Source organism: Blautia sp. KLE_1732_HM_1032, assembly GCF_025147905.1.
Classification (GTDB): domain Bacteria; phylum Bacillota; class Clostridia; order Lachnospirales; family Lachnospiraceae; genus Blautia_A; species Blautia_A fusiformis.
This window is the reverse complement of the sequence record NZ_CP102266.1, coordinates 1,611,577-1,637,419: the sequence shown is the minus strand read 5'-3', so window position 1 is coordinate 1,637,419 and position 25,843 is coordinate 1,611,577. Positions and strand designations below refer to the sequence as shown.

Genomic DNA, 25,843 nt, shown 5'->3' with positions numbered 1-25,843 from the left:
TTTAAACAGAATGCGAATTACTTTACATAAAATATTTTATGTAAAGCAGCAATAGCAAAAGCCGTAAGATATATGTTTAAGAAACTTTCACATATACTTACGGCTTTTCTGTTTATCAACTGTTCACATCCTGTATTCTTTATACTGTTTAACGTAAATGATGTAACACAGAAATTTATATTTCATTTTGCTGACTTTATTTTTTCAGAACACGGTAATTTTCTTCTCTGTCGTAATCCTTATGGACCCCATCGTCCTCATATAAGGTATACTCCGCACCTTCATATCCGAGAAGCTGCATATTTTTTGTATCCAGAGCTGCCACACATTCCGCTGCTTCTGCAACCGGAATACATTTTCCCTTCCGGATAAACAACGGAATCTCATTCAGTGCCACCTCTACATAATGAACACCCTTTTCAAGGATCTCCTCTGCAATGGTTCCATCCGGAAGGAATTTCACAAACTTCATCTCCTCCGGAAGATATACATAACGGCCTCTTGCGTTCTGTTCATAAACCGGAGCGATCATGATCTCATTTCCAAGAAGCAGCTGGTCTTCCACATGTACAGCAATCTTATCCTCCGGATAAACAAAGCCCAACGGCCGGAAATACATATCATCGTTCAGAGCCGCCTTCATATATTCACTGTAAAGATATGGAATAAGACGATATCTTACACCGATCACATGACGGAAATCTTCCACATTTTCAAACTGGTAGCATTCCTGCTCTCTGGTACCGATCGCTGTATGATCACGCATCAGCGGTGTGAATACTCCAAGTGCCAGGAAACGAAGCAGCAGTTCTCTTGTTGTATCAGCGCCAAATCCACCCAGATCTGCTCCTGCATACAGGAAACCACACATATTCAGAGATGGCATCATCTTCAGGTTCAAAAGGATATGAGCCCACCAGGATTTATTATCGCCGGTCCAGATCCCACCATAACGATGCATACCAATATAGGATGATCTGGAGAACATCAGAAAACGTTTTTCCGGATCGATCCGTTCAAAAGCCTCCCCTGCTGCTCTGGTCATATTGTAGCCAAACAGGTTATGGACTTTGTCATGGCGGATCTTTCTGCCATCCACATTATGGTAAAATCTCCGATAATCTTCCGGATTGTTTGCAACATTGCGAAGTGCACTCTGCATCTTCCAGATATGGATCTTTCCTTCCGTATCTTTTGCAAATTCTCCTGCAAGCTCTTTGACCTCTTTCATTCCCTCTGTGGAATAGAAGATCGCTGGCTCATTCATATCGTTCCAGAAACCGTCGATTCCCTTCTCGATCAGGAAACGGTATTTGTCACCGAACCATTTTCTGGCATCTTTGTTCAATACATCCGGAAAATGAGTATCCCCCGGCCATACAGCAGCTACAAAATCACTGCCGTCCTCTCTCTGGCAGAAGTAGCGGTTTTTAACACCCTCCTCATAAACATCGTATCCCGGCTCTACCTTGACGCCGGCATCGATGATCGGGATCAGACGGATATCCTGATCCTTCAGTTCCTTTACAAATTCCGGAAAATCCTGAAAATTCTCTTCACTTAATGTAAAGTCCTTATAAGACTGCATATAATCAATATCCATATAGATCATATCAATAGGAATATGATTTTCACGATATCCAGCTGCAACCTTCCGGAAATCCTCTTTTGTAGTATAGCCCCATCTGCTCTGGCCAAATCCAAAGGCAAATTTCGGCGGGATATAGCTTCTTCCGATCACATGACGGAACTGCTTTACAATATCATAGGGACTCTCCCCTTCGATCACATAAAGCTTCAGGTCTGCATTTTCGCAGGTTACCTTCATGGTATCCATTCTGGTATAGCCAATGTCAAAGGTGATCGCTGCCGGATAGTCAAAAAACATTCCAAAGGTTTCTTTTCCGGACACAATGATAAGATTATGTGCACCGTACAGGGAATGTTTATCCTCTGTATGCTCCGGATCATCGGTACAGTTACTGGTGTAAATGAATCCTCTCTTATTGATACCGCGGTTGGATTCTCCCAATCCGTAGACGATATCCTCTTCATCCATGATATAAGTAAAAGAAAATCCATCTTCTGTACAGATTTCTCCATATCCTGGCTTTCCTTCTGCTGTCTCAATGTTTTCTGTCAGTGCCTCAGTCTCAAAGGGCTCTCCATATACATATTTTTTTATCATTTTTCCCTCTCCTGTTACAGATTTCTGTAAAGAACAAATGCCTCATAAGGTTTCAGGACCACTTTCTTTCCAAAATCCTTTCTTCCAAGATTTGTGATCAGACATTCTGCATTTTTCTGAAATTCTTCCGGAATTTCCATTTCTGCCACATGCTCACTGAAATTGCAGACTGTGAGAAGCTTCTCTCCCTCAAGAGTTCTGGTATATGCAAAAATCTGATCATGATCTCTGTAAAGTGCCTCAAAAACACCGTAAACGATCACCGGTTTTTCTTTTCTTAAACGGATCAGCTTCTGATAATAATGGAAAATAGAATTCGGATCTGAAAGCTGCTGCTTCGCATTGATCTCCTTATAATTAGAGTTTACCCTGATCCACGGCGTTCCCTCCGTAAAGCCGGCCTGATGAGAATCCTCCCACTGCATTGGTGTTCTGGCATTGTCACGTCCTCTCAGCATCAGGCACTTCATCATATATTCCGGTGTATAAATACCTGCTTCTGTATATTCATGGAAATACTGAATACTCTCGATATCACGATAATCCTTAAGCTCTGTAAAATAAGCATTGGTCATTCCAAGCTCTTCTCCCTGATAAACATAAGGAGTTCCCTGCATCATATGAAGACAGGTTGCCAGCATCTTGGCTGAAGTTTCCCTGTATGCCGGATTATCATTTCCAAATCTGGAAACACTTCTTGGCTGGTCATGATTTCCAAGAAACAGACTGTTCCATGCTTTTCCCGCAAGCTCTTCCTGCCATTTGATCATAACCTTTTTAAATTCCTGGAAATCGTATTTCTCGGTAGTCCATTTACCATGGTCTGATCCCTGGTCCTCTACATGCTCAAACTGAAACACCATGTTCAGCTCATTTCTGTCCTCACCTGCATATTTCTGTGCCTCTTCGATAGTCACACCGGAGGTTTCTCCAACTGTCATCACATCGTATCGGGATAAAACCTCTCTGTTCATTTCCTGAAGAAACTCATGGATCCTCGGGCCATGGACGCAGTAAGGACCAAAATCACCGTATAATCCTCCATTCATTTCTCCATCCGGATATGACTGATCCTTGGAGATCATGCTGATCACGTCCATTCGGAAACCGTCGATTCCTTTTTCACACCAGAAATTCATCATATCGTAAACTTCCTGACGAACCTTTTCATTTTCCCAGTTCAGATCCGGCTGTTTTCTTGAAAACAGGTGAAGATAATACATCTCTGTCTGAGGATCATACTCCCATGCAGGTCCTCCGAACGCACTTCCCCAGTTATTCGGTTCTTTTCCATTCACCGGCTCTCTCCAGATATAGTAATCCCTGTAAGGATTATCTTTGGATTTCCTGCTTTCAATAAACCAGTTGTGTTCATCGGAAGTATGGTTTACGACCAGATCCATGAGGATCTTAATGCCCCGTTTATGCGCTTCTTCAAGAAGCTTTTCATAATCCTCCATGGTTCCATATTCTTTATAGATTCTGCGGTAATCGGAAATATCATAGCCATTGTCATCCTGCGGAGATTCCAGCATGGGTGAGATCCAGAGAACATTTACTCCCAGTTCTTTCAGATAGTCCAGTTTTTCTATGATCCCGGGAATATCACCAATTCCGTCTCCGTTGCTGTCCTTAAAACTTCTCGGGTAGATCTGATATACCACGCTTTCTTTCCACCAGTTTTTTTCCATGGTAAATTGCCTCCTTTTTCTGTTGATTCTGAAATTAGCATATCCTATCCCACCTTTAAAATCAACAAGTTTCTCGTGAAACTTAAATTACTGCCAAACTTTTCTGTTTTTTTTATGCAGTTTTAACAATAAAGCACTACTGACCTCTAAAAATAATTTCCAACCGTATTTCGATGATGTGCCAGGAAAAGTCATCACAACATAAAAAAAGAGATCCTGCTACTCTTTTACAGAATCTCTCTTTACAAGCCAGACAGGGCTTTTTACATTTTTTTCGGCAGGTTCCTTTCCCTCTGCCATAAGAAGCAGCTTCCGCAAGGCCAGAACTGCTTTCTGATGAACATCCTGATGAATGGTGGTAAGCTTTGGCCTGACGATCTGCGCATAAAAATTATCATCAAAGCCGGTAATGGAAATCTGATCCGGAATCCGGATTCCCCTGTCTGTAAAAAAATTGATGGCCTCCACAGCTGTGTAATCCGAAGAAAATGCCAGAGCCTTTGTCTCCAGAAAATGAGGCAGCAGCTCTTCATATTTTTTCAGTCTGCGCCGGGGTTCCTGGGGAACCACCACATAGCGGGAGCGGCTGCAAAAGCCGCCATTTTTTTCCATAGCCTGTTTGAATCCAAGCCATCTGGCATAATCACTGTCCTGCTCTGTTTCCGCAACAAAAAGTGCCCGGTGGTATCCACAGGAATGCAGATATTCCCCGATCTGATATCCGCCGGAATAATCATCCACTCCTACATTCTGAAAGCTATATCCACCCTTCGGATAGGCATCGATCAATACCATTTTTTTATTCAGCTTTCTGGAAAGCTGATGATACTGTTCTTCATTATACCCTATAATGATAAGACCCTCTACATTCCAACGGGATGCCATATCTACCACATTATCGATCCGTTCACCGCCAATGAGCATAATATAATAACCTCTGTTTTCTGCTTCGACCTGCAGCGTTCCGGTGATCTCTCCCACAAAAGAATCCTGCAGAGACTGCATACCATGAATGAAGGAAAAACCAAGAACCACTCCAATGATCCTTGAGCCGTGTCCGGATAGCATCACAGATCCCATGTGGGGAACATAATTCTGCTCCTTCAGGATCGCCGTGATCCGGTCAATGGTGCTCTGTGAAACCCGTTTTGTATTTCCATTGATCACATTGGATACGGTTGTACGACTGACACCTGCCATATCCGCGATATCCTGCAGCCTTATCATTTCATTGAATACTGCATCAGCTCATAATGAAGCTCACAGCCCTCATAGATTTCTGCCGGAAGTAATGCTCTGGCAACCACTTTCAGTTCCTCCTCCGGCTGATCCACACGCTTCAAATGTGCATAATCTCCGTCAATCTGTTCCACGATATAATCACATACTAACATTTTTTGTCCTCTCTCTTTTCTTTTTTGCTCATACTTCAATAACCTGTATGAGCGCAATTCGTTTCTCTGACTGCTTATTTACGAATGCATCTAAAAACAGGCTACAGCAAATGCTGCAGCCTGTCAACTCTTTATTCTGCCCTCAAAAAATATCTCTGTTATTCGTCAGCACTGTCAACCTTGCTTGCGCGTGCCGCGATCTCTTTCTCCTGGATATCATTAGGAGCCTGCTCATAGCGTGCAAATTCATAGGAGAAATCTCCGCTTCCACCAGTCATGGAACGAAGGACAGTGGAATAACCATAGATTTCAAGAAGCGGAACATCTGCCTCAATGATGGTATTTCCTTCGTGGTCCGGATTCATTCCGAGAACACGACCACGTCTCTTGTTCAGATCTCCCATAATATCACCGGTATATTTATCCGGAACTGTAACCTTCATGGAGATGATCGGCTCAAGAAGTACAGGAGACGCTTCCATAAAGCCCTTCTTGAAGGCAAGGATAGTTGCCATCTTAAATGCCATCTCAGAAGAATCTACCGGATGATAAGATCCATCGTAAAGGGTTGCCTTCACACCAACAACCGGATATGCAGCCAGAGGTCCCTTGAGAACACATTCCTGAAGTCCCTTCTCAACAGCCGGGAAGTAGTTCTTCGGAACTGCACCACCTACAACTACCTGCTCAAATACATAAGGTGTCTCCAGATCGCCAGATGGCTCAAAGCGCATCTTAACGTGGCCATACTGTCCGTGTCCGCCGGACTGTTTCTTATGTTTGCCTTCTACATCTGAATTCTTACGGAGTGTTTCACGGAACGGAACCTTCGGTTTGGAAAGCTCCACATCCACTTTATAGCGCTCCTTCAGCTTGCTGACAACGATATCAAGATGCTGATCACCCATACCGTAGATCAGGCTCTGACGGTTTGCACTGTCATTGACAACCTTCAGTGTTCTGTCCTCTGTCATCATCTTGGCAAGGGACTGTGCGATCTTATCCTCGTCGCCCTTTTTCACTGCCTTAAATCTCTTATATGTATATGGTGTGGAAAGTATAGCCTTTGGATAAAGGATCGGATTCGCCTTGGTTGCAAGGCTGTCACCGGTCTGTACACTGCCAAGCTTGGCAATGGCACCGATATCCCCTGCAAAAAGCTCCGGAACTTCGATCGGTTTGGAACCTTCCAGGACATAAAGCTTGTTTACACGCTCCTCTGTTCCTTTCTCTACATTAAGAAGTGTATCATCGGATTTCAGCACACCGGAGCATACCTTGATCAGAGAATATTTACCAAGGAACGGATCCGCGATGGTCTTAAATACATAGGCGGATTTTGCCTTGGCAAAGTCATAATTGGCCTCAAAGATTTCGTTAGTCTTCTGTGCGATACCATTGCAGGAACGTCCGCTTGGGCTTGGGAAGTAACCGCAGATATCATCCAGAAGGTTAGATACACCGCGAAGGTTCACCGGTGATCCCATGCATACCGGAACAATACTTCCATCCTGTACATTGGTTGCAATAGCTGCGGAAACCTCTGCTACGGAGAAGGTATCTCCCTCGAAATAACGGTCCATAAATTCTTCGCTTGTCTCTGCAACAGACTCCATCAGAGTTTCATGATATTTCTCAAGATATTCTGTCAGATAATCCGGAACCGGGCATTCTTCCTTGCCGGCCTTATCAATATATCTTCTTCCTGCCTGCTTCACAACATTGACATAACCTACAAACTTACCATCCTCACGGATCGGGAAATGAAGGGGAGCGATCCTCTTACCGTACAGCTCTGTCAGCTCTTCCACGACCTCACGATAGCTGACATCATCCACGTCCATATCTGTAACAAAGATCATTCGCGGAAGCTTATATTTCTCGCAGAGATTCCATGCTTTCTGTGTTCCTACCTGAACACCGGCCTTACCGGAAACAACGATGATCGCTGCATCTGCAGCACTGACTGCCTCCTCAACTTCTCCCACAAAATCGAAGTATCCGGGAGTATCCAGTACATTTACCTTCATCTTATCCCATGGTACCGGGATCAGAGAAGTTGTGATGGAAAAATGTCTCTTTATTTCTTCCTTGTCATAATCGCTGACAGTATTGCCATCCTCAACACGTCCGAGTCTGCTGGTCATACCTGCCAGATAAGCCATTGCCTCAGCCAGCGTTGTTTTGCCTGCGCCACCATGACCTAATAGGACTACATTTCTGATTCGGTCTGTTCTGAAAACGTCCATATGTAATACCTCCCTGTTTGTCTTACTTAATATGTTCACATTTTACTAAATTTCCATGCAAATTTCAAGTATTTTATTCAATTTTGACAACTTTTTTCAGAAAGTTTTTCGTATTACCGTCAATTAATACAGAACAGTCGTCTATCTTTCAGAATTTCCGGTTTACATACTTTTTCACGGCATCCACAGAACGGTTCAGTACCAGCTCTTCCGGAAAATCCAGTTTAGTCAGAAGGTCTCTGGCAAGATCAAATTCCCCGATCAGAAGATCAAAATGGGCATCACTGTCCATAACCACAGGTACCCGATATTTTTTGCAGTATTCCAGCATGATGGTATCATTCTCTACTGCATTCTCACGGTTACAGTCAGGGTCCATGGAGTGATTGTTCAGCTCCAGGACTTTACCGTATTCTCTGGCGCCCTGTACAAGCGCCTCATAGTCAACCTCGTATCTTCCGTCATCCGGATGTCCGATGATATTGACACACGGATTCTTCATAGCATTAAGATAGGCCTCCGTATTCTCCTGTCTGCTGCCTGGTCTGATGCATGGAACATGAAGACTTGCAATGACCACGTCCAGCTTCTCCAGGGTTTTCTGCTCAAGATCTACCGTTCCCGCCGCATCCAGGATATTTACCTCCGAACCCAGAAGCAGCTGGATCCCGTACATTTCACGGGGTACTACCTTTATATTCTGGAAATAAAACTTATGACAGGTTCCGGGCATTTTCGGTGCATGCTCTGTGATTCCCAGGAGTTCAAGACCTTTATCGGAAGCAGCCCTGGCCATCTCGCGAAGTGTGCAGTATGCATGTCCGCTGGCTACGGTATGTGTGTGAAGATCCATAACTGACTGATATTTCATGATAAATTCTCCTCTGTATCTTATATTGTTTTTTTCTTATTATATTATACGTCCGAAATCTCCGATTTCTCAAGCCTTTTTCTATTGTTACTGTTCACTCCGTTCTCAGCAACACGCTTCGCGATGCACAGAATTTATGCTAATCGCATAAATTCGCGCGGTATGTCTCGGGTTTTCCGTGACCTTCGCTCACAAAAAACACCTCGCGGAATATTACCAATGAACAGTAACTTTCTATTACTCTTCCCTGTTCGCAAAACATTACGGTAAACAGCTACAAAAATGGCCATCCTGTTTCCGCTAACATTTGTTGACATTTTTCGCACTTTCTTTTACAATATAGTCGTGATTTACACTATTAAAGAATAAAAGTAAAAAGTAACCTGAAAGGACTCTGAAGTACTATGAAAACCATAGGTTTTATCGGCCTTGGACTGATCGGCGGCTCCATTGCCAGAACCATACGAAAATTTCACCCGGATTATCGCCTGCTTGCCTTTGACAAAGACAGAAGTGCTCTGGCAGAGGCAGTCAGTTTAAACGTGATCAACGGGATCTGTGATATTGACGATGAGCAGTTATATAACTGTGATTATCTTTTTCTCTGTGCACCTGTAGAATTTAATGTGGAATACATGGAAAAGATCAAAGATTCTCTTGGAAAGAACTGTATCCTCACAGATGTAGGCAGTGTAAAAAGCGTTATCCACGAAAAAGTAACCGAGCTCGGACTTGAAGGACGCTTCATCGGCGGTCATCCTATGGCAGGCTCCGAACGCAGCGGTTTTTCCAATTCCAGTGATCATCTTCTGGAAAATGCTTATTATATCATCACTCCGGGAGGAGAAGTTGCTTTGGAAAAGATTTCTGATTTCACAGAGCTGATCTCCTCTCTTGGTGCGATCCCCCTTGTTATCACTGCAGAAGAACATGATTTCATCACGGCAGGAGTCAGCCACCTTCCTCATATCGTAGCCTCCGCTCTTGTAAATCTTGTAAATCTTCTGGATAACGACGCCCAGTATATGAAAATGATCGCAGCCGGCGGTTTCCGTGATATCACACGTATTGCCTCTTCTTCACCGGTTATGTGGGAACAGATCTGTCTGGAAAATCAGAAAAACATTTCCACGGTTCTGGATGAATTTATCCGTATGCTGATCCAGATCCGCTGTTCCATTGACAACAAAGAAGCTGACAACATCTTTGACATGTTTGCAAGCTCCAAGGATTACCGTGACTCCATTGACATTGTAGACAACAGCCTGATTCCCCGCTCTTATGTCCTTTATATCGATGTGGCAGATGAGGCCGGTGCCATTGCAACCATCGCAACCATCCTTGCAACAGAAAAGGTCAGCATCAAAAATATCGGTATTATCCACAACCGAGAATTTGAAGATGGCGTTCTGAAGATCGAATTTTATACAGACGCAGCTCTGGAGCAGGCTAAAGTGCTTCTTACAAAACGTAATTACAAGATCTGCGAACGCTAATATATAAACGGCAGCAGATATCCGATCTGCTGCCATGTATTTCAAAAATAACAATACAGGCAGGTACTAATATGGAAATCAAAAAAGCAAAAAAATTATCCGGCTCTCTTGCCATTCCCGGAGATAAATCCATTTCTCACAGAGCTGTCATGTTCGGCTCTCTTGCAGAAGGCACTACCAAAATCACAAATTTTCTGGAGGGTGCAGACTGTCTCTCTACTATTTCATGTTTCCGGAAAATGGGTATTAACATTGAAAATACAGAAGGAGAGATCCTGGTCCACGGAAAAGGTCTCCATGGTCTCAGTGCTCCGTCAGAGACTCTTGACGTCGGTAACAGCGGTACTACCACCCGCCTCATCTCCGGGATCCTTGCAGGGCAGGACTTTGTATCAGAGCTTACCGGCGATGCTTCCATCCAGAAACGCCCTATGAAACGGATCATGACTCCGCTTTCCCAAATGGGTGCCGATATCATAAGTCTCAACGGAAACGGATGTGCACCGCTTAAGATCTCCGGAAAAAAGCTCCATGCCATCCACTACAATTCTCCGGTAGCATCTGCCCAGGTAAAATCCTGCGTACTTCTTGCCGGAATGTACTCTGACGGCATTACCCGTGTAACAGAGCCGGTCCTTTCCAGAAATCACACGGAGATCATGCTGAATTACTTTGGCGCCAATGTAACCGCAGAGGGAACAACAGCATCCATCAAACCGGACCCATCTCTTTACGGACGTGAGATCCTGGTTCCGGGAGATATCTCTTCTGCAGCTTATTTTATCGCAGCAGGTCTTCTTGTTCCCAACAGTGAGATCCTTCTGAAAAATGTGGGGATCAACCCGACCCGTGACGGCATCCTCCGTGTATGCAGGGCCATGGGAGCAGATATCACTCTTCTCAATGAAACCACAGAGGGCGAACCTACTGCCGATCTTCTGATCCGCTCCTCTGCGCTTCACGGGACCACAATAGAAGGCGCGATCATTCCTACTCTGATTGATGAACTTCCGATGATCGCCGTTATGGCAGCTTTTGCAGAAGGAACCACTGTTATCCGGGATGCACAGGAGCTTCGTGTCAAAGAGTCCGACCGCATCCAGGTTATGACGGAAAATCTTCGGAAAATGGGCGCAGATATCCAGGAAACCGAAGATGGCATGATCATTCATGGTGGAAAAGCCCTTCATGGCGCAGAGATCGATTCTCATCTGGATCACCGTGTAGCCATGTCTTTTGCAGTAGCAGGACTGCTTTGTGAGAGAACACTTTCCATCAAAAATGGAGAATGTGTCAACATCTCCTATCCGGAATTCTATTCTGATCTTTATAGTCTGGCTGAATAATTATCTTATATCCAGACAGAGAGCATTTTCATGTATCACAACATCTGTTCCATCAGATGACAGTGCATAAAATGCTCTCTTTTTTTGTATTTCGTATATTTTTTATTTATTATGGATATCATAATTCCAAAATGAAACCATTTTTTTGATAAATTTTATCGTTTTTCCCACTTTCCAAATTCCTACTATTATGGTATTATTTTTTCGGAAAATAATTATTTCCAGAGAGGAGCAACGATTATGAAAATTTTGTTTTATGACACCAAGAGCTACGATAGGGAATTTTTTGAGAAGCTGCTTCCATCTTATCCAGGCATTGAAATTAAATTCATTGAAGCAAATATCCATGAAGAAACCGCAGCTCTTGCCCACGGCTACGATGCCATCTGTGCATTTGTAAATGCAGATCTCGGCGCACCGGTCATTGAAGAACTTCACCGCCAGGGTGTAAAACTGATCCTGATGCGCTGTGCCGGATACAATAATGTTGATCTGGAAACTACAGCAAAATGCGGGATCCAGGTGGCACGTGTTCCCGGTTATTCTCCGGAAGCAGTTGCCGAACACGCCATGGCACTGGCCCTTACCGCCAACCGGCACACCCACAAGGCATATATCAAATGCCGTGAAAATAACTTTGCACTGAACGGTCTCATGGGCGTTAACTTTTATCAGAAAACAGCCGGAATCATCGGCACCGGAAAAATCGGTCAGGCAATGGCAAAAATCTGCCGCGGCTTTGGCATGAAGGTAATTGCTTATGATCTTTTCCCTAATAAAAATCTTGACTTTCTGGAGTATGTTTCATTGGACGAACTCCTTTCCACCAGTGATCTGATCAGTCTGCACTGTCCGATGACTCCGGAAACAGAGCATCTGATCAACTCCGAAACGATTGCAAAAATGAAAGATGGTGTGATCCTTGTAAATACCTCCAGAGGCGGACTGATCAAAACCGATGACCTGATCGCAGGTATCCGTGATCACAAATTCTTCGCCGTTGGTCTGGATGTTTACGAAGAAGAATCTGCATATGTATATGAAGACATGTCAAGCAGCATTCTTCCTACTTCCACGATCCAGCGTCTTCTGTCCTTCCCAAATGTGACCATGACCTCACATCAGGGATTCTTTACGGTAGAAGCACTGACCAATATTGCGGAGACAACCCTGGAAAACGCAAAAACTTTTATGGATGGAGCTGAAATGAAAAATCTGGTCCACTGATCAGTCTCAGCCCTGACATGCAAAATCCCCCGGATACTGATCGTTTATCTGTATCCGGGGGTCTTATTTTGTTCTTTTGATTTTAATAGATCTCGTCAAAAGACTGTCCGTCATCGTCTGTGTAATAAATGCGCTTTGCATCCTGAGTGAAGATCAGCTTCTGTTTCCCTGCATCATCAAGGCTGCACTGCTGATAGGTTACGCCCTCCTCTACCGGAAGCATACTGTCTGCATTATCATAGTCTGTAGCAGTCAGATTGGAGGGTACATGGCCATACTCATAAATATACTGGGCCACTTCATCTTTATCCGTATAAGTGCCATTTTCATCCAGTTTCTTTTCGCTCTGCGAGTCTGCTGCATCCGATGAATCGGACCCATCTGTATCTCCTGCTCCTGCACCATTTTCAGAATCCTGCAGCTGCTCCAGGTCGCTTTCATCAGCTACTGCCATCTCATCGTCACCATTCTGGTCCATGGCCTCCACTTCATCCTCACTCAGAGGTTCCAAATCATCCTGAAAAGCGGATTCGTCGTATTTTTCCTTATCTTTGCAGCCTCCCAGCATCACTGCCGCCACCCCCGTAACCACCAGGATAAAATATCTGAACTTTTTCATGGATCAATCTCCTTTCATGGAATATCGTTCTCGTAAAAGTGAAATTTCTCTTTTCCATCCTTCATCATCATTTGGTGTCTCCAAAATAAAGGGAATTCCCTCAAGAGCCGGATGGCACACCACATTCACAAGTGCATCCAGGCCGATCTGACCTTCGCCGATCTTTGCATGACGATCCTTATGACTGCCCAGTCCGTTTATACTGTCGTTAAGATGAACAGCCTTCAATCTGGAAAGGCCGATCACCCGGTCAAACTCATCAAGAACACCATCCAGATCATGGACAATATCATAACCGCCATCCCATACATGACAGGTATCCAGGCAGACACCCAGTTTATTATTTTTTTCCACCCTGTCAATGATATCACGAAGCTCCTGAAACGTTGCTCCTACTTCTGAACCCTTGCCAGACATAGTTTCCAGAAGGACGGTCGTACTCTGTTCTTCTGTAAGGACATCATTGAGGATTTCCGCAATTTTGGTAATTCCCGTCTCAGTTCCCTGCCCTACATGACTGCCCGGGTGAAAATTATAATAATTTCCCGGTGTATATTCCATACGTTTCAGATCATCTGCCATGATCTCTCTTGCAAAATCTCTCAGATTTTCTTTTGCGGCACAAGCATTCATGGTATACGGTGCATGTGCCACCAGCTTTCCAAAATGATTTTCCCTGGAAAGCTCCAGAAATCTTTCCACATCTGCGGGATCGATCTCTTTTGCCTTGCCTCCTCTGGGATTTCGGGTAAAAAAAGCGAACGTGTTTCCACCGTTTTTCAGCATCTGACGCCCCATGGCAGCATAGCCTTTGGACGAACTTGTATGATTTCCGATATATAATATCATATCAGCACCATCTCCCTGTAGTTTATATTTCTGCCTTTTGGCCTAATTATTATATCAAAAACTTCTTTTTCTGAAAAGTCCGCGATTCTTTCTTTACAATACTTACCATTCTTTCTATAATAAAGATATCTTTACATACGAAGGAGAAAAAGAATGGCAAACGACAATCGAAGGCGGCCGCCTCATGGCCATGATCCGGAGCAGGCACGCAGAGAAGCCGCCAGAGCACGGGAAACACGGCGGAAGCATTCTGGTTCTGCATCCCGTAATTCCCGTTCACATTCCACTGGGACTCGCAGGAATGACATCAGCAAAAAATCCAGATATTACCAGGTACGCCGTCAGAAAATGTTTCTTGCAGCTGGCGGGATCCTGATCATACTTGTTCTTGTGATCATTTTTTCCGCACGTGCATGCATTTCTTCCCGGAAAGCTGCAGAAGCCGCCGCTTTGCAAAAGGCCCAGGAAGAGGAGGCCGCAAAAAAGGCAAAAGAAGAAGCTGCTGCTGTGAAAGATCCCGTTTCACTGACGCTCAGCGTAGTCGGGGACTGCACGTTGGGTACCGATGAGACCTTTGATTATGACACAAGTCTGAACGCATGCTACGATAACAACGGCAAAGATTATTTCTTTAAAAATGTAAAAAGCATCTTTGAGGCAGATGACCTGACAATTGCCAATTTTGAAGGAACTCTCACTGATTCCGATGCCAGAGAAGATAAAACCTTTGCATTTAAAGCACCCGCCGAATATGCTCAGATACTCACCAGCGGTTCCGTTGAAGCCGTAAACACTGCAAACAATCACAGCCACGATTACGGAGAGCAGAGCTACACGGATACTCTGACTGCTCTGGACAATGCGGGCATTACACACTTCGGTTATGATGATACTGCAGTTATGGACATCAAGGGGATCAAAGTTGGTCTTGTCGGAATTTACGAGCTGAAGGATCATCTTGGACGCGAACAGCAGCTGAAAGATAATATCGCAAAGGTCAAAGCAGATGGAGCAGAGCTTATAGTTGTGATCTTCCACTGGGGCAATGAGACCGAAACAGTTCCCGATACCAATCAGATGACCCTTGGCCGTCTTGCTATCGATGAAGGTGCAGATCTGGTATGCGGCCATCATCCGCACGTACTCCAGGGAATCGAAACCTATAAAGGAAAAAACATCGTCTACAGTCTTGGCAATTTCTGTTTTGGAGGAAACAGTTCTCCAAGTGATATGGACACCATGATCTTCCAGCAGACCTTCACTGTCACCTCAGAAGGCGTACAGGCTGATAACGTGACCAATATCATTCCTTGCTCTATTTCTTCCGCAGATGGCTACAACAATTATCAGCCAACTCCTGCATCCGGAGATGAGGCATCCAGGATCAAATCCAAGATAGAGGAATGCAGTGCTGCGATTCCTGCCGCGGATTCTTCATCCGCTACATCGGAAGGCTCTGACAGTGAAGAATAAATAGCATAATCGAGTAGGAGGCGGTGACTAACCGCCGTCCTCTCACACCACCGTGCATACCGCTCGGTACACGGCGGTTTCAATAGTTGACGTGCATGGACTGATAGGCTGTGGCTAAATCATAAAAGCCCCAGTTTATCAGTCTTTCTTTTGTTAGTGCTCGTTTGACCACTCCTGCATTTGCCATTCTCCAATAAGCTTTTCGGCTGTAGGCTCCTTCACAGGCTGCCCATTCTGGCATTCCCAACCCCATCAGCTTCCGTTTTCGTGTCTTTGGCAGTTTCCACTGTTTCCAGATACACATTCGTATCCTTCGATACAGCCACCTGTTCAGCCTTTCGACGTTGTTTTTCATGTCTGCCATACTGTAATAGTTCAGCCATCCTCGCATATATTCTTTTATACGTTCCATGGTCTTTACTATACTTCCGCACCTGCTCCGGGAAGTGAGCTTTCTCAGCTTCTCCTTGGCTTTCTTCCATGACTTTCCATGGACACGGACATAGATTCCTTTTCCGCTCTTCCCGAAACAGAAGCCAAGGTACTTAAAATTTCTTATTGCAAACACACTGACCGTACGACTTTTCTCTCGGTTCACCTTTAGTTTCAGTGTCCCTTCCAGATATTTCGTACTGCTTTCCAACAACCGTTCGGATGCACGTTCGCTCTTCGCTAGCAATACGATATCATCTGCATAGCGAATGCACGGTACTCCTCTTTTGTTGAACTCCTGGTCAAACTCGTTAAGATATACATTGGCTAACAGTGGGGAGAGATTTCCTCCCTGTGGTGATCCTTCTTCCGTCTTAATGACTACACCGTTTTCCATCACTCCACTTCTAAGATACCTCTTTATCATCTGTATTACACGTTCATCCTTTACATCTCTGCGCAGGATATTTACAAGTAACTCATGGTTCAGTGTATCGAAATACTTTGACAGGTCTAGGACTACTGCTTTTGTATATCCCTGTTCTGCATACTCCTCTATCCTCTGAACTGCGTCTTTCGCACTCCGTCCCGGACGATATCCGAAACTTCCATCCGAAAACTTTGGCTCATAAATCGGTATCAGCTGTTGTGACATTGCCTGTTGGATGATACGGTCTATGACAGTCGGAATACCAAGTTTTCGTACTCCTCCGTCTGATTTGGGAATTTCCACTCGTCTCACAGGCGATGGGGTATAATGCCCCTTTCGAATCTGTTCTGTCAGTTCGTGGTTATGTTCCTTTATCCACTGGAACGCCTCTTCAATGGTCATCCCATCTACTCCCGGCGCTCCCTTGTTTGCCTTCACTCTTTTGTAAGCTCTGTTTAGGTTGTCCTTATTCAGTATCTTACCTAAGATATCCGGCTCTGCACTGTCCCTTTCTTTCCATATCCGGTTGAATGAGCGGTGCGCTCTTACATACCCTTTACGTTCCGCGCTATCTCTCTGCAAGCAGCTTTCCTTGTTTTCTGCATCCATCTGCTCATTTCTCCTTTCCGGGTCATACTTGAGACTCCTATTGATTCAGTCCTTCACCTCTCGGCTACTATGACCTCTGCTGACTTCTGTGCGTTCAGCACTGCTTTTGGCAGTGGTTACCTCTTTCGAGGCATGTCGCGCAGACCTCCCCGGGTATCACACGCTTCTTTCTCTCCATCTATCTGCCACATCTATTCCGCATGATTCCGTGTAGTTATTGGGCTTTGACTTGTTGTGCAGCCTTACCCTCATGCAAAACCTTATATGTGATTTCTGTTCGTCAGACCAGAGATTTGCCCGTGGTTAGTTTATTCCCACATCCGGCTTCCTTCAGATTCCACCTCACGATGGACACCCTTGCCTTCGGCTATATCCTTCCCACTACCAGGCGGATTCGGGACTTGCCCCCGTTAGAAACGTGCGCCGCCGGGCGCACACAAAAAATAATATCCCAACAGATCCTGTGTTGCATGTTTCCATGCTACGATCCGTTGGGATATTATTTATATAAAAAGTAATTTTAAATCTTATTCGATCATCATGGCATCCCCGAAACTGAAGAAACGATATCTTTCCTTCACAGCTTCTTCATAAGCAGCCATAATATGTTCTTTTCCGGCAAGGGCTGAAACTAACATCAGAAGCGTTGACTCCGGCAGATGGAAATTGGTGATCAGTCCATCGATAGCTTTGAATTTATATCCAGGATAGATAAAGATCTCTGTCCATCCGCTTCCGGCCTTCACGATTCCATCCTCTCCGGCTGCGGACTCCAGGGTACGGCAGCTGGTAGTTCCCACAGAAATCACTCTTCCGCCGTTTTTCTTTGTATCATTGATCAGTTTTGCCTGATCTTCTTCCACAATATAAAACTCTGAGTGCATGTGGTGCTTTTCTACATCATCTACCTTTACCGGGCGGAAGGTTCCGAGACCTACATGTAAAGTTACATGTGCAATATTCACACCCTTCTCCTTTACTTTCTCAAGAAGCTCCGGCGTGAAGTGAAGTCCTGCGGTAGGTGCGGCAGCAGATCCCTCATTCTTTGCATATACAGTCTGATAACGGTTCTTATCCTTCAGCTTGTGGGTAATATACGGCGGCAGCGGCATTTCTCCCAGCTGATCCAGGATCTCTTCGAAAATCCCCTCATAATGGAACTGGATCAGACGGTTTCCCTCATCTACAATATCAATGATCTCACCCTTCAGGATACCGTCACCAAAAGTGATCTTTGCACCAGGACGTGCTTTTTTTCCCGGCTTTACAAGACACTCCCAGATATCATTTTCGCGGCGTTTCAGAAGCAGGATCTCGATCAGCGCTCCTGTCTCTTCCTTGTGACCATAAAGACGTGCCGGGATAACCTTGGTATCATTGATCACAAGACAGTCTCCCTTATGCAGGTAATCCAGTATATCGGTAAAATGACGATGTTCGATACTTCCATCTTTCAGGGACAGATGCATCAGTCTGGAAGAACTTCTGTCCTCCAGCGGATCCTGAGCGATCAGTTCCTGTGGCAGATCATAATAAAAATCTGATGTTTTCATAATTATTTTTCCACTTCCTCTTTCCACTGTTTGCGAAGCCTGCGGACCTCGTTCCACTCTTTGTTGGTCAGATCAGCTTTTGGTAAAAGATCCGGCCTCCATTTGGCTGTACGGATGATAGACTGCTCTCTTCTCCATTTATCCACATTGGCATGGTGTCCGGAAAGCAGCACCTCCGGAACCTTTTTGCCATGCCATTCCTCCGGGCGGCTGTACTGGGGATACTCCAGAAGATTCCCGGAAAAGGATTCCGTCTCACCGGATTCCTGATTATTCAGAACACCTGGTACCATTCTGGAAATAGAATCCATCATGACCATAGCCGGAAGTTCTCCACCGGTAAGTACATAATCACCAATGGAAACATAGTCTGTTACGATTTCTTCCAGAACACGCTCATCAATTCCCTCATAATGACCACAGAGGAAAACCAGGTCTTCTTCCAGGGCAAACTCTTTTGCCATATCCTGATTGAAGGTTTTTCCCTGAGGAGTCAGAAAGATCACGCGGGGTTTCCTTCCAATACGTTCTGCAATGGATTCATAAGACAGATATACCGGCTCCGCCTGCATCAGCATTCCGGCTCCGCCGCCATAAGGATAATCATCTACCTTCTGGTGCTTATTGAATGCAAAATCCCGTATATTGATCGCTTCCAGTGATAACAGTCCCTTTGTAATGGCACGACCTGTAATACTTGTGTTCATTCCGTTCTCGATCATTTCCGGAAATAATGTAAGTACATGATAATTCATTTAAACAAGCCCTTTCATCAAATGTACAGTCATGGTATTTTTTTCCACATCCACATCAAGAACACAGTCATGGATCGCAGGAAGCAGGATTTCCTCGCCATCCATACGATCTACAATATAAACATCATTGGCGCCGGTCTCCATCACATCACGGAGCACTCCGAATTTCTCCCCATTCTCCAGAAGTACCTCCATTCCGATGAGATCCGCCACATAATATTCGTCCTCGCCAAGCTCCTGTGCCTCTTCACGTGGGATCCAGAGCTCACGGCCCTTATACATTTCAATATCATTGATGTTGTCAATGCCTTCAAACTTCAGGATCGCAAGATTTTTAAAAAACTTTACATTCTGAATATTCAGTCTGCGAAGCTCTTTTCCTGTATCCAGAAGCACATATTCAATATCAAGAAAACGCTCTGCGTCATCCGTTGTCGGAAAAACTTTTACTTCACCACGGACGCCATGGGTCGTTGTAATAACTCCTACCTTTAATAAATCTTCCATTTTTGCTCCCTTTCAGAGTAAAAACAGGAGCCATGGAATCCACAGCTCCTGTCTCTTTTTCATTGCAGAATATCTACAATCACTTTTTTGCTGCTTTTTGAAGAAGCCGCTTTCACAACAGTACGGATTGCCTTGGCAATTCTGCCCTGTTTTCCGATAACCTTACCCATATCGGCCGGTCCGACCTTCAGTTCAACAACAATCGCGTCGTCTTTTTCAGTCTCAGTAACGACTACTTCATCCGGATTTTCAACAAGAGATTTTGCAATTACTTCTACAAGTTGTTTCATTACATACCTCCTTGCTCCTGCCTCATTGAGGCCACAGATCCAAATCTGTCAGGTATTATTTCTCGATTCCGGCAAGTTTAAGAAGCTTAGCAACTACCTCTGTAGGCTGAGCACCAGCTGCAAGCCATTTTTTTGCTGCCTCTTCATCGATTTTGTATACGCTTGGGTCAAGGTTCGGATCATATGTTCCGATCTCTGCGATGCATCTTCCGTCACGTTTGCAGCGGGAATCTGCTACTACGATTCTATAGAAAGGTGCTTTCTTCTGTCCCATTCTTCTTAATCTGATCTTAACTGCCATTTTTGTTTTCCTCCAATTATCTTTCTGAAAATTTATTGTTATTTATTAAAAGGGAAGCTTAAAGCCGCCTCTTTTTCCCATATTCATCTTGCCGCCTGTTAATCCCGGCATCTGTTTCATCATCTTCTTGCTCTGCTCAAACTGCTTCACAAGACGATTTACTTCTGTAATATCCACTCCGGCGCCTCTGGCGATACGGTTCTTGCGTGAGATGTTCAAAATGTTGGGGTTACTTCTCTCCTGAGGTGTCATGGAAAGAATGATGGACTTGGTACGGTCCATAGCCTTCTCATCGATCATACCCTCGATATCCTTCATCTTACCGCCCATTCCGGGAAGCATGTTCAGGATACTGGAAATACCACCCATCTTGTTCATCTGCTCCATGCTGGTAAGATAATCATTGAAGTCGAAGTCCATTTTCTTCAGCTTCTTTTGCATCTCCTGAGCCTGTTCCTGATCCACAGATGCTTCCACCTTCTCGATCAGACTCATTACATCGCCCATTCCAAGGATCCTGGAAGCCATACGTTCTGGATAAAACTGTTCCAGATCTGAAAGCTTCTCTCCCATACCAACATAGAAGATCGGTTTGCCGGTCACGGCTTTAATGGAAAGCGCAGCGCCGCCTCGTGTATCACCGTCCATCTTAGTCAGGATCACACCATCAATGCCGACTTTATCAGAAAAGTTCTGCGCCACATTTACTGCATCCTGTCCTGTCATGGCATCAACTACAAGCACTGTAGCATCTACATTCACATTCGCTTTGATATCCTCAAGCTCCTGCATCATATCCTCATCAATGTGAAGACGTCCTGCTGTATCGATGAGCACAACATTCTGCTGATTGGATTTCGCATGCTCGATAGCTGCTTTTGCAATATCCACGGGATTCTGCTTATCTCCCATGGAAAAGACCTCGACGCCCTGTTTCTCACCGTTTACCTGCAACTGTGTGATCGCTGCCGGACGGTAAACATCACAGGCCACAAGCAGTGGTTTCTTTCCCTTGGATTTCAGTTTGCCTGCCAGCTTGGCAACCGTCGTTGTCTTACCTGCACCCTGAAGACCGACCATCATAAGAACGGTAAGATCCATTCCCGGTTTAATCGGAAGCTCTGTTGTCTCACTTCCCATCAGGTTGACCAGCTCATCATTTACGATCTTGATCACCATCTGTCCCGGATTCAGACCATTCATAACATCCTGTCCGATAGCCTTTTCCTGAACGGATTTCGTAAACTGCTTAACGACCTTAAAGTTAACATCCGCTTCCAGAAGCGCCATCTTAACTTCCTTCAGTGCTACCTTGACATCAGCCTCTGTGAGACGGCCCTTGCCCTTCAGCTTCTTAAATACATTCTGCAGTTTATCTGTTAAACTCTCAAATGCCATTGATCATAACTCCTCTAATATCACATTGGAAATCGCCGCAATATCTTCGGCGTGGTACTTGTCAGCCAGTTCATGGATCTTTATGACCTGACTGCGGATGTTCAGGAATTTCTCGACCAGATGAAGCTTCTCTTCATATTCTTCCAACGTCCGATTGCACCGTCTGATCATATCATGCACACCCTGTCTGCTGATGCCAAGTTCCTCAGCAACCTCACTTAAGGAATAATCCTCAAATACCACACTGGTGTACACCTGCCGCTGCCTCTCTGTCAGAAGCTCTCCATAAAAATCAAATAAAAATGTCTGCTCTACAAATTTCTCCATCTGTAATCACCTTGGCTATCATACACGATTCCGGCACACCTGTCAAGGGTTTTTGCTTTACAATTTTATTTTTTCCTGAATTTCACAAAAAAAGGCCGGAAAAGCACTTTTCTGCTGGGTTTTGCAGGCTTTTCCGACCTTTGTTATTCTATTTACCTCTTATTAATAAGTCTTATGCTTCGATCAAAACATTTCCTTTGTCATTTTATCGATTTCCTTATCCACTGCCTCATATACACCTGGGATACATGAGAAATTCAGGCCATGAGTGGTGCACGGAATAAAATAAAGCTTACCACAGTCTCTGCAAAGCTGATCTGTTGACTCTTCGATCATTTCCTGATTCCAATCAAAGCGATCTACTTTACCGTTATCGATACCACCCATAAATGTGATATCTTTTCCATATTCTTTGATCAGCTTCGGAAGATCATTAACAGACATACAGCCCTGCCATACATCAATTCCCATCTCGATCATTGTCGGAACCAGTGTTGCACTGTAGCTGTCATTATGGTGGATGATCAGTTCAACACCATGATCATGGTAATATCCGTAAATACGTTTGTAAGAATCCATAAAGAACTCACGGAACATATCCACACTGATAAATGTAGACTTCTGTGTTCCCCAGTCATCATGATGGAAGACAACATCCGGTTTCATATAGGTGCAGACCTGCTCTGCCCATTTCAGTTCCCACTCTGTAATATATTCGATCAGTTCATGCATGGCTTCCGGCTCTTCGTAGAAATTGATCATGGTATTCTGGATCTCACAGAGATAATGGCACATCTCAAAAACTCCAGGTGCAACCATTGCAGTAACCATGGTTTCATTCCGGTCAATTCCGGCAACTGTCTCCTGGCATTCTTTCCAGTCCTCTGCCGTGTAGTTGATGTCCGGTGCCTTTACATATTTTTTCCACTCTGCGACGTCCGGACATACCAGATGCTCCGGATCATGGAGCGGAAACGCTCCCGGTGTTCCTGCAGGCCAGGAATTATAATATCCCCATCCGCATTTTACTGTTGGTGCACCAGGTCCTTCCGGCATCATAGGATACTTCGTCTGATATGGAGTATTCAGAACAAATGTCAGTCCCTCATACTGTTTTACAAAACGATCCGGATTTCCTCCGCGGATCACTTCCAGCATATTTTGTCTTTTTGTTAACATAAACGCACCTCCTCTACGTTATTATGCAGGAAAGCCTTTTTTCCGCACTTGTTTTGCCACACCCCAACATAAAAGGCTTGTTTCTGCACTTGTTTTTTCCTTATGATTCTATTATACTGTAAATCAAAAGAATCACAATTCCACATAATATGGCTATTATTCCTGTTTTTTCCTACAAAATATAGGAAGGAGGATTTTCCTTGAAACTCAGTGCAAAACTCATATGCTATCACCTGCAGAAATCATTTTCCATGCATACATCCAGGCTGGATACATCCCCCACCCTTTCCTGCCCTTCCTGCTTTGAAAAGAACACCTCTCTTCAGGATGGGCGTGTTTACCTTATCACAGATCCGGATTTTCAGCTCACTTTTCATCATCCCAAAAATATTCTGTTCCTGATGATTGGAAAAATCTATCAGAACTACGAATTAACTCAGCCAAACATGTGTATCATCCCTGAAGATATTCCGGTCAATATTGTCTTTAACAGGATTCAGGATATTTTTATCCTCTATGATCAGTGGAATCAGTCCCTGATGGATTCCCGTCTCCGGAACGCATCTATCCAGGAGCTTCTAGATCTTACAGCTTCCGTTATTCCTAATCCAATAATGCTGATCGGTATGGATTTTACTATCATTGCCTCCAGAGACTGGAATCTAAGTGATCTTTCCAATTCTGTTTTGGGTTCCACTGAAAATTCCTGGGCTATTGTGGACAGCCTGAAGCAGGATCCTCATTACGAAGAGGCTTTTTATAAAACCGGATATTTTTATTATCCGGGAAATGGCCTTACTGCTCCTTCTCTTTGCGTAAATATCTCCAATAGTGATAAAGCAGTATACAGGCTGATGTTTTCCGAAGGTGAGGTTCCCCTGGATGATACGTTTGGTTTTGTTCTGGAGTACCTTTCCCAGATGGTATCCCATGCACTTTCCACAGGTATCATGCACAGCCGAGATAAAGCTTTTCCTCTTCATCAGATTTTTATGTCCATTCTGACAGATCCCGGAGCTGATTATGTAAAAATCAGTCAGCAGCTGACAAATGTGGGATGGCTTTCTTCCCATATATATCAATGCATCCTGATCCAGACCGGACTGATCGACCAGAAAAATCTGACCCTTAATGCCATCTGTAACTATCTGGAAAATACAATTCCTGCCACCTGTGCCACGGAACATAAAGGCAATGCTGTGCTTTTTATCAATCTAGATCTCTGCACTCTGACTATCCATGAGATTTCCGATAAAATCGAGGGCTTTATCAAAAGCAGCATGTTAAGCGCCGGATACAGCCGGAAGATGCTTGGACATTTCAATTTCCACCGGCAATACACGCAGGCTTCTGTTACCCTGCAGGTTGGAAAACGCAAAAATCCCGCAGAAAGTATCCACTATTTTGACTCCATCGCTCTGCCCTATATTCTGGAACAGGCAACCAAAAAGCTTCCTGCTTACATGGTCTGTCACGAAAAGCTTCTGTCAATGAAATATAAGGATGAGGCAAAGCAATCTCATCTCTATGAAACACTACGTTGTTTTCTGGAGCACAACCAGAACATTTCTCATACTGCCAGCGCTTTATTTATCCACAGAAGTACTCTTCTTTATCGTCTGGATAAGATCAAAGCTTTTCTGGATTCAGATCTTACAGACAGAAACGAGATCCTGTATCTGTTGCTTTCTTTTCATCTGATGGATATGGAAGAAGAAAACCGGAATGCAAGATCATAAAAACGGGAACTCTCTTAAATATTTAGCGTTTTCCCAGCTGCCAAAATGCAACTGCACTGGCTGCCGCCACATTCAGTGAATCCACACCGTGTGCCATTGGAATACATACTGTATAATCACAGTCCGCAATGGTCTCCGAAGCAAGGCCATCCCCCTCTGTTCCAAGAACTACTGCCAGTTTTTCTTCTGCCATCAGATGAGGATCATCAATATCAAAAGAATCCTCCCTAAGAGCCATGGCTACCGTCTTAAATCCCATCGCTTTCAGAGACCGGATTCCTTCCGTTTTCCACTCTGTTTTTTCATCAAAAAAAGTCCATGGTATCTGGAATACGGTTCCCATGCTGACACGGATCGCACGGCGGTACAATGGATTGCTGCACCCCGGTGTCAGCAGCACCGCATCCATCCCAAGAGCCGCCGCAGAACGAAAGATCGCGCCTATATTAGTAGGATTTACCACATTTTCCAGAACTGCGATCCTGCGGGCATTTTTGCATACATCGACTATATCAGGAAGCGCCGGCCGGCGCATTGCACAGAGCATTCCTCTTGTCAGCTTGAATCCGGTCAGCTGCGTCAACACATCAAATTCTGCCGTATAAACCGAGATGTCTCCACAACGACGGATCAGTTCTTTTGCCTCACCCTCAACATGTTTATGTTCCACCAGAAAAGAAATCGGCTGGCACCCGGAATCCAAAGCTCTCTCAATAACCTTCGGGCTCTCCGCAATAAAGATCCCCTTCTCCGGTTCTGCCCGGTTCAAAAGCTGTATCTCCGAGATCCTGGCATATACATCCAGCTCCGAAGCGTTGAAATCTGTGATTTCTATGATATTTGACATGTTTATTTTTCTCCTGTTCTGTCTTCTTGTTTTCATCCTGCTATTGTAACAGAATCTCTTTGCAAAAGAAAGC

23 protein-coding genes are annotated in these 25,843 nt (G+C 44.5%); 5 read left to right on the top strand and 18 right to left on the bottom strand.

From position 1 onward, the window contains the following. Positions 1 to 196 precede the first annotated feature (196 nt). The 6 genes from NQ489_RS07695 to NQ489_RS07670 form a co-directional block, all read right to left on the bottom strand. Positions 197 to 2,188 carry a glycoside hydrolase family 31 protein gene (locus tag NQ489_RS07695; RefSeq protein ID WP_021652636.1) on the bottom strand — a complete coding sequence of 664 codons (1,992 nt, stop codon included), beginning with the start codon at positions 2,186 to 2,188 and terminating at the stop codon, positions 197 to 199. A gap of 14 nt (positions 2,189 to 2,202) precedes the next feature. Beyond that, entirely contained in the window at positions 2,203 to 3,879 is a 1,677-nt protein-coding gene (locus NQ489_RS07690; RefSeq protein ID WP_021652637.1) for a glycoside hydrolase family 13 protein, read from the bottom strand. Between the two features lie 219 nt (positions 3,880 to 4,098). Further along, complete coding sequence (locus tag NQ489_RS07685; protein ID WP_235812357.1) at positions 4,099 to 5,079, bottom strand: LacI family DNA-binding transcriptional regulator; 981 nt, start codon at positions 5,077 to 5,079, stop codon at positions 4,099 to 4,101. 23 nt (positions 5,080 to 5,102) lie between these two features. Then, positions 5,103 to 5,273: a hypothetical protein gene (locus NQ489_RS07680; protein WP_015525206.1), complete on the bottom strand. Its 171-nt coding sequence runs from the start codon at positions 5,271 to 5,273 to the stop codon at positions 5,103 to 5,105. A gap of 158 nt (positions 5,274 to 5,431) precedes the next feature. Further along, positions 5,432 to 7,522 (bottom strand): elongation factor G, encoded by a 2,091-nt coding sequence (locus tag NQ489_RS07675; protein ID WP_021652640.1) that lies wholly within the window; start codon positions 7,520 to 7,522, stop codon positions 5,432 to 5,434. Between the two features lie 148 nt (positions 7,523 to 7,670). Continuing rightward, entirely contained in the window at positions 7,671 to 8,393 is a 723-nt protein-coding gene (locus tag NQ489_RS07670) for a phosphatase (RefSeq protein WP_015525208.1), read from the bottom strand. A 404-nt stretch (positions 8,394 to 8,797) separates the two neighbouring features. Here NQ489_RS07670 and NQ489_RS07665 point away from each other — a divergent pair, with 404 nt between their 5' ends. From NQ489_RS07665 to NQ489_RS07655, 3 genes are all read left to right on the top strand, one after another. Continuing rightward, positions 8,798 to 9,889 (top strand): prephenate dehydrogenase, encoded by a 1,092-nt coding sequence (locus NQ489_RS07665; RefSeq protein WP_015525209.1) that lies wholly within the window; start codon positions 8,798 to 8,800, stop codon positions 9,887 to 9,889. A 71-nt stretch (positions 9,890 to 9,960) separates the two neighbouring features. Further along, positions 9,961 to 11,235, top strand: a complete 1,275-nt coding sequence (gene aroA, locus NQ489_RS07660) for a 3-phosphoshikimate 1-carboxyvinyltransferase (protein ID WP_021652641.1) — start codon at positions 9,961 to 9,963, stop codon at positions 11,233 to 11,235. A gap of 240 nt (positions 11,236 to 11,475) precedes the next feature. After that, entirely contained in the window at positions 11,476 to 12,462 is a 987-nt protein-coding gene (locus NQ489_RS07655; protein WP_015525211.1) for a 2-hydroxyacid dehydrogenase, read from the top strand. 82 nt (positions 12,463 to 12,544) lie between these two features. Here NQ489_RS07655 and NQ489_RS07650 read toward each other — a convergent pair whose 3' ends face one another. Together NQ489_RS07650 and NQ489_RS07645 are read right to left on the bottom strand one after the other, a co-directional pair. After that, positions 12,545 to 13,081 carry a ribonuclease domain-containing protein gene (locus NQ489_RS07650; protein ID WP_021652642.1) on the bottom strand — a complete coding sequence of 179 codons (537 nt, stop codon included), beginning with the start codon at positions 13,079 to 13,081 and terminating at the stop codon, positions 12,545 to 12,547. A gap of 3 nt (positions 13,082 to 13,084) precedes the next feature. Then, the gene (locus NQ489_RS07645) at positions 13,085 to 13,930 is read right to left on the bottom strand and encodes a deoxyribonuclease IV (protein ID WP_021652643.1); all 846 of its coding nucleotides are present in this window, start codon (positions 13,928 to 13,930) and stop codon (positions 13,085 to 13,087) included. A gap of 348 nt (positions 13,931 to 14,278) precedes the next feature. Between NQ489_RS07645 and NQ489_RS07640 the strand changes: the two genes are divergently transcribed. Beyond that, the gene (locus NQ489_RS07640; RefSeq protein ID WP_021652645.1) at positions 14,279 to 15,403 is read left to right on the top strand and encodes a CapA family protein; all 1,125 of its coding nucleotides are present in this window, start codon (positions 14,279 to 14,281) and stop codon (positions 15,401 to 15,403) included. 79 nt (positions 15,404 to 15,482) lie between these two features. On the opposite strand, the gene ltrA is transcribed toward NQ489_RS07640, so the two are convergent. The 9 genes from ltrA to NQ489_RS07595 form a co-directional block, all read right to left on the bottom strand. Further along, positions 15,483 to 16,874, bottom strand: coding sequence for a group II intron reverse transcriptase/maturase (gene ltrA, locus NQ489_RS07635; protein ID WP_021650934.1), 1,392 nt, complete (start codon positions 16,872 to 16,874; stop codon positions 15,483 to 15,485). A 527-nt stretch (positions 16,875 to 17,401) separates the two neighbouring features. Further along, positions 17,402 to 18,427 (bottom strand): tRNA preQ1(34) S-adenosylmethionine ribosyltransferase-isomerase QueA, encoded by a 1,026-nt coding sequence (gene queA, locus NQ489_RS07630; RefSeq protein WP_015525215.1) that lies wholly within the window; start codon positions 18,425 to 18,427, stop codon positions 17,402 to 17,404. Between the two features lie 2 nt (positions 18,428 to 18,429). Then, positions 18,430 to 19,182, bottom strand: coding sequence for a tRNA (guanosine(37)-N1)-methyltransferase TrmD (gene trmD / locus NQ489_RS07625; RefSeq protein WP_015525216.1), 753 nt, complete (start codon positions 19,180 to 19,182; stop codon positions 18,430 to 18,432). Next, entirely contained in the window at positions 19,183 to 19,689 is a 507-nt protein-coding gene (gene rimM, locus NQ489_RS07620; RefSeq protein ID WP_021652567.1) for a ribosome maturation factor RimM, read from the bottom strand. Positions 19,690 to 19,748: 59 nt separating this feature from the next. Next, a complete protein-coding gene (locus tag NQ489_RS07615; RefSeq protein ID WP_021652566.1) occupies positions 19,749 to 19,979 on the bottom strand; it encodes a KH domain-containing protein in 231 nt (76 codons plus the stop codon). Positions 19,980 to 20,034: 55 nt separating this feature from the next. Continuing rightward, positions 20,035 to 20,280 (bottom strand): 30S ribosomal protein S16, encoded by a 246-nt coding sequence (gene rpsP / locus NQ489_RS07610; RefSeq protein ID WP_015525220.1) that lies wholly within the window; start codon positions 20,278 to 20,280, stop codon positions 20,035 to 20,037. A 45-nt stretch (positions 20,281 to 20,325) separates the two neighbouring features. Beyond that, a complete protein-coding gene (gene ffh, locus NQ489_RS07605) occupies positions 20,326 to 21,678 on the bottom strand; it encodes a signal recognition particle protein (protein ID WP_021652565.1) in 1,353 nt (450 codons plus the stop codon). A gap of 3 nt (positions 21,679 to 21,681) precedes the next feature. After that, positions 21,682 to 22,005 (bottom strand): YlxM family DNA-binding protein, encoded by a 324-nt coding sequence (gene ylxM / locus NQ489_RS07600; RefSeq protein ID WP_015525222.1) that lies wholly within the window; start codon positions 22,003 to 22,005, stop codon positions 21,682 to 21,684. 183 nt (positions 22,006 to 22,188) lie between these two features. Further along, on the bottom strand, positions 22,189 to 23,184 hold the full coding sequence (locus tag NQ489_RS07595) for a uroporphyrinogen decarboxylase family protein (protein ID WP_021652564.1): 996 nt from the start codon (positions 23,182 to 23,184) through the stop codon (positions 22,189 to 22,191). 200 nt (positions 23,185 to 23,384) lie between these two features. On the opposite strand from NQ489_RS07595, the gene NQ489_RS07590 reads away from it, so the two are divergent. Further along, positions 23,385 to 24,923 carry a PucR family transcriptional regulator gene (locus NQ489_RS07590; RefSeq protein ID WP_044962140.1) on the top strand — a complete coding sequence of 513 codons (1,539 nt, stop codon included), beginning with the start codon at positions 23,385 to 23,387 and terminating at the stop codon, positions 24,921 to 24,923. A 22-nt stretch (positions 24,924 to 24,945) separates the two neighbouring features. Here the strand turns inward: NQ489_RS07590 and NQ489_RS07585 are convergent, their stop codons facing one another. Next, positions 24,946 to 25,770: a TrmH family RNA methyltransferase gene (locus NQ489_RS07585; RefSeq protein ID WP_044962138.1), complete on the bottom strand. Its 825-nt coding sequence runs from the start codon at positions 25,768 to 25,770 to the stop codon at positions 24,946 to 24,948. Between the last annotated feature and the right edge of the window lie 73 nt (positions 25,771 to 25,843).

What these genes read in the sequence shown, in the direction of transcription:
- NQ489_RS07695 (WP_021652636.1), bottom strand. Translation starts at nt 2,188, where the DNA reads ATGATAAAAAAATATGTATATGGAGAGCCCTTTGAGACTGAGGCACTG.
- NQ489_RS07645 (WP_021652643.1), bottom strand. Translation starts at nt 13,930, where the DNA reads ATGATATTATATATCGGAAATCATACAAGTTCGTCCAAAGGCTATGCT.
- rpsP (WP_015525220.1), bottom strand. Translation starts at nt 20,280, where the DNA reads ATGGCAGTTAAGATCAGATTAAGAAGAATGGGACAGAAGAAAGCACCT.
- NQ489_RS07690 (WP_021652637.1), bottom strand. Translation starts at nt 3,879, where the DNA reads ATGGAAAAAAACTGGTGGAAAGAAAGCGTGGTATATCAGATCTACCCG.
- NQ489_RS07650 (WP_021652642.1), bottom strand. Translation starts at nt 13,081, where the DNA reads ATGAAAAAGTTCAGATATTTTATCCTGGTGGTTACGGGGGTGGCGGCA.
- NQ489_RS07670 (WP_015525208.1), bottom strand. Translation starts at nt 8,393, where the DNA reads ATGAAATATCAGTCAGTTATGGATCTTCACACACATACCGTAGCCAGC.
- NQ489_RS07640 (WP_021652645.1), top strand. Translation starts at nt 14,279, where the DNA reads ATGTTTCTTGCAGCTGGCGGGATCCTGATCATACTTGTTCTTGTGATC.
- ffh (WP_021652565.1), bottom strand. Translation starts at nt 21,678, where the DNA reads ATGGCATTTGAGAGTTTAACAGATAAACTGCAGAATGTATTTAAGAAG.
- NQ489_RS07615 (WP_021652566.1), bottom strand. Translation starts at nt 19,979, where the DNA reads ATGAAACAACTTGTAGAAGTAATTGCAAAATCTCTTGTTGAAAATCCG.
- aroA (WP_021652641.1), top strand. Translation starts at nt 9,961, where the DNA reads ATGGAAATCAAAAAAGCAAAAAAATTATCCGGCTCTCTTGCCATTCCC.
- NQ489_RS07655 (WP_015525211.1), top strand. Translation starts at nt 11,476, where the DNA reads ATGAAAATTTTGTTTTATGACACCAAGAGCTACGATAGGGAATTTTTT.
- trmD (WP_015525216.1), bottom strand. Translation starts at nt 19,182, where the DNA reads ATGAATTATCATGTACTTACATTATTTCCGGAAATGATCGAGAACGGA.
- ltrA (WP_021650934.1), bottom strand. Translation starts at nt 16,874, where the DNA reads ATGGATGCAGAAAACAAGGAAAGCTGCTTGCAGAGAGATAGCGCGGAA.
- NQ489_RS07595 (WP_021652564.1), bottom strand. Translation starts at nt 23,184, where the DNA reads ATGTTAACAAAAAGACAAAATATGCTGGAAGTGATCCGCGGAGGAAAT.
- NQ489_RS07675 (WP_021652640.1), bottom strand. Translation starts at nt 7,522, where the DNA reads ATGGACGTTTTCAGAACAGACCGAATCAGAAATGTAGTCCTATTAGGT.
- NQ489_RS07665 (WP_015525209.1), top strand. Translation starts at nt 8,798, where the DNA reads ATGAAAACCATAGGTTTTATCGGCCTTGGACTGATCGGCGGCTCCATT.
- rimM (WP_021652567.1), bottom strand. Translation starts at nt 19,689, where the DNA reads ATGGAAGATTTATTAAAGGTAGGAGTTATTACAACGACCCATGGCGTC.
- ylxM (WP_015525222.1), bottom strand. Translation starts at nt 22,005, where the DNA reads ATGGAGAAATTTGTAGAGCAGACATTTTTATTTGATTTTTATGGAGAG.
- NQ489_RS07685 (WP_235812357.1), bottom strand. Translation starts at nt 5,079, where the DNA reads ATGGCAGGTGTCAGTCGTACAACCGTATCCAATGTGATCAATGGAAAT.
- NQ489_RS07680 (WP_015525206.1), bottom strand. Translation starts at nt 5,273, where the DNA reads ATGTTAGTATGTGATTATATCGTGGAACAGATTGACGGAGATTATGCA.
- NQ489_RS07585 (WP_044962138.1), bottom strand. Translation starts at nt 25,770, where the DNA reads ATGTCAAATATCATAGAAATCACAGATTTCAACGCTTCGGAGCTGGAT.
- queA (WP_015525215.1), bottom strand. Translation starts at nt 18,427, where the DNA reads ATGAAAACATCAGATTTTTATTATGATCTGCCACAGGAACTGATCGCT.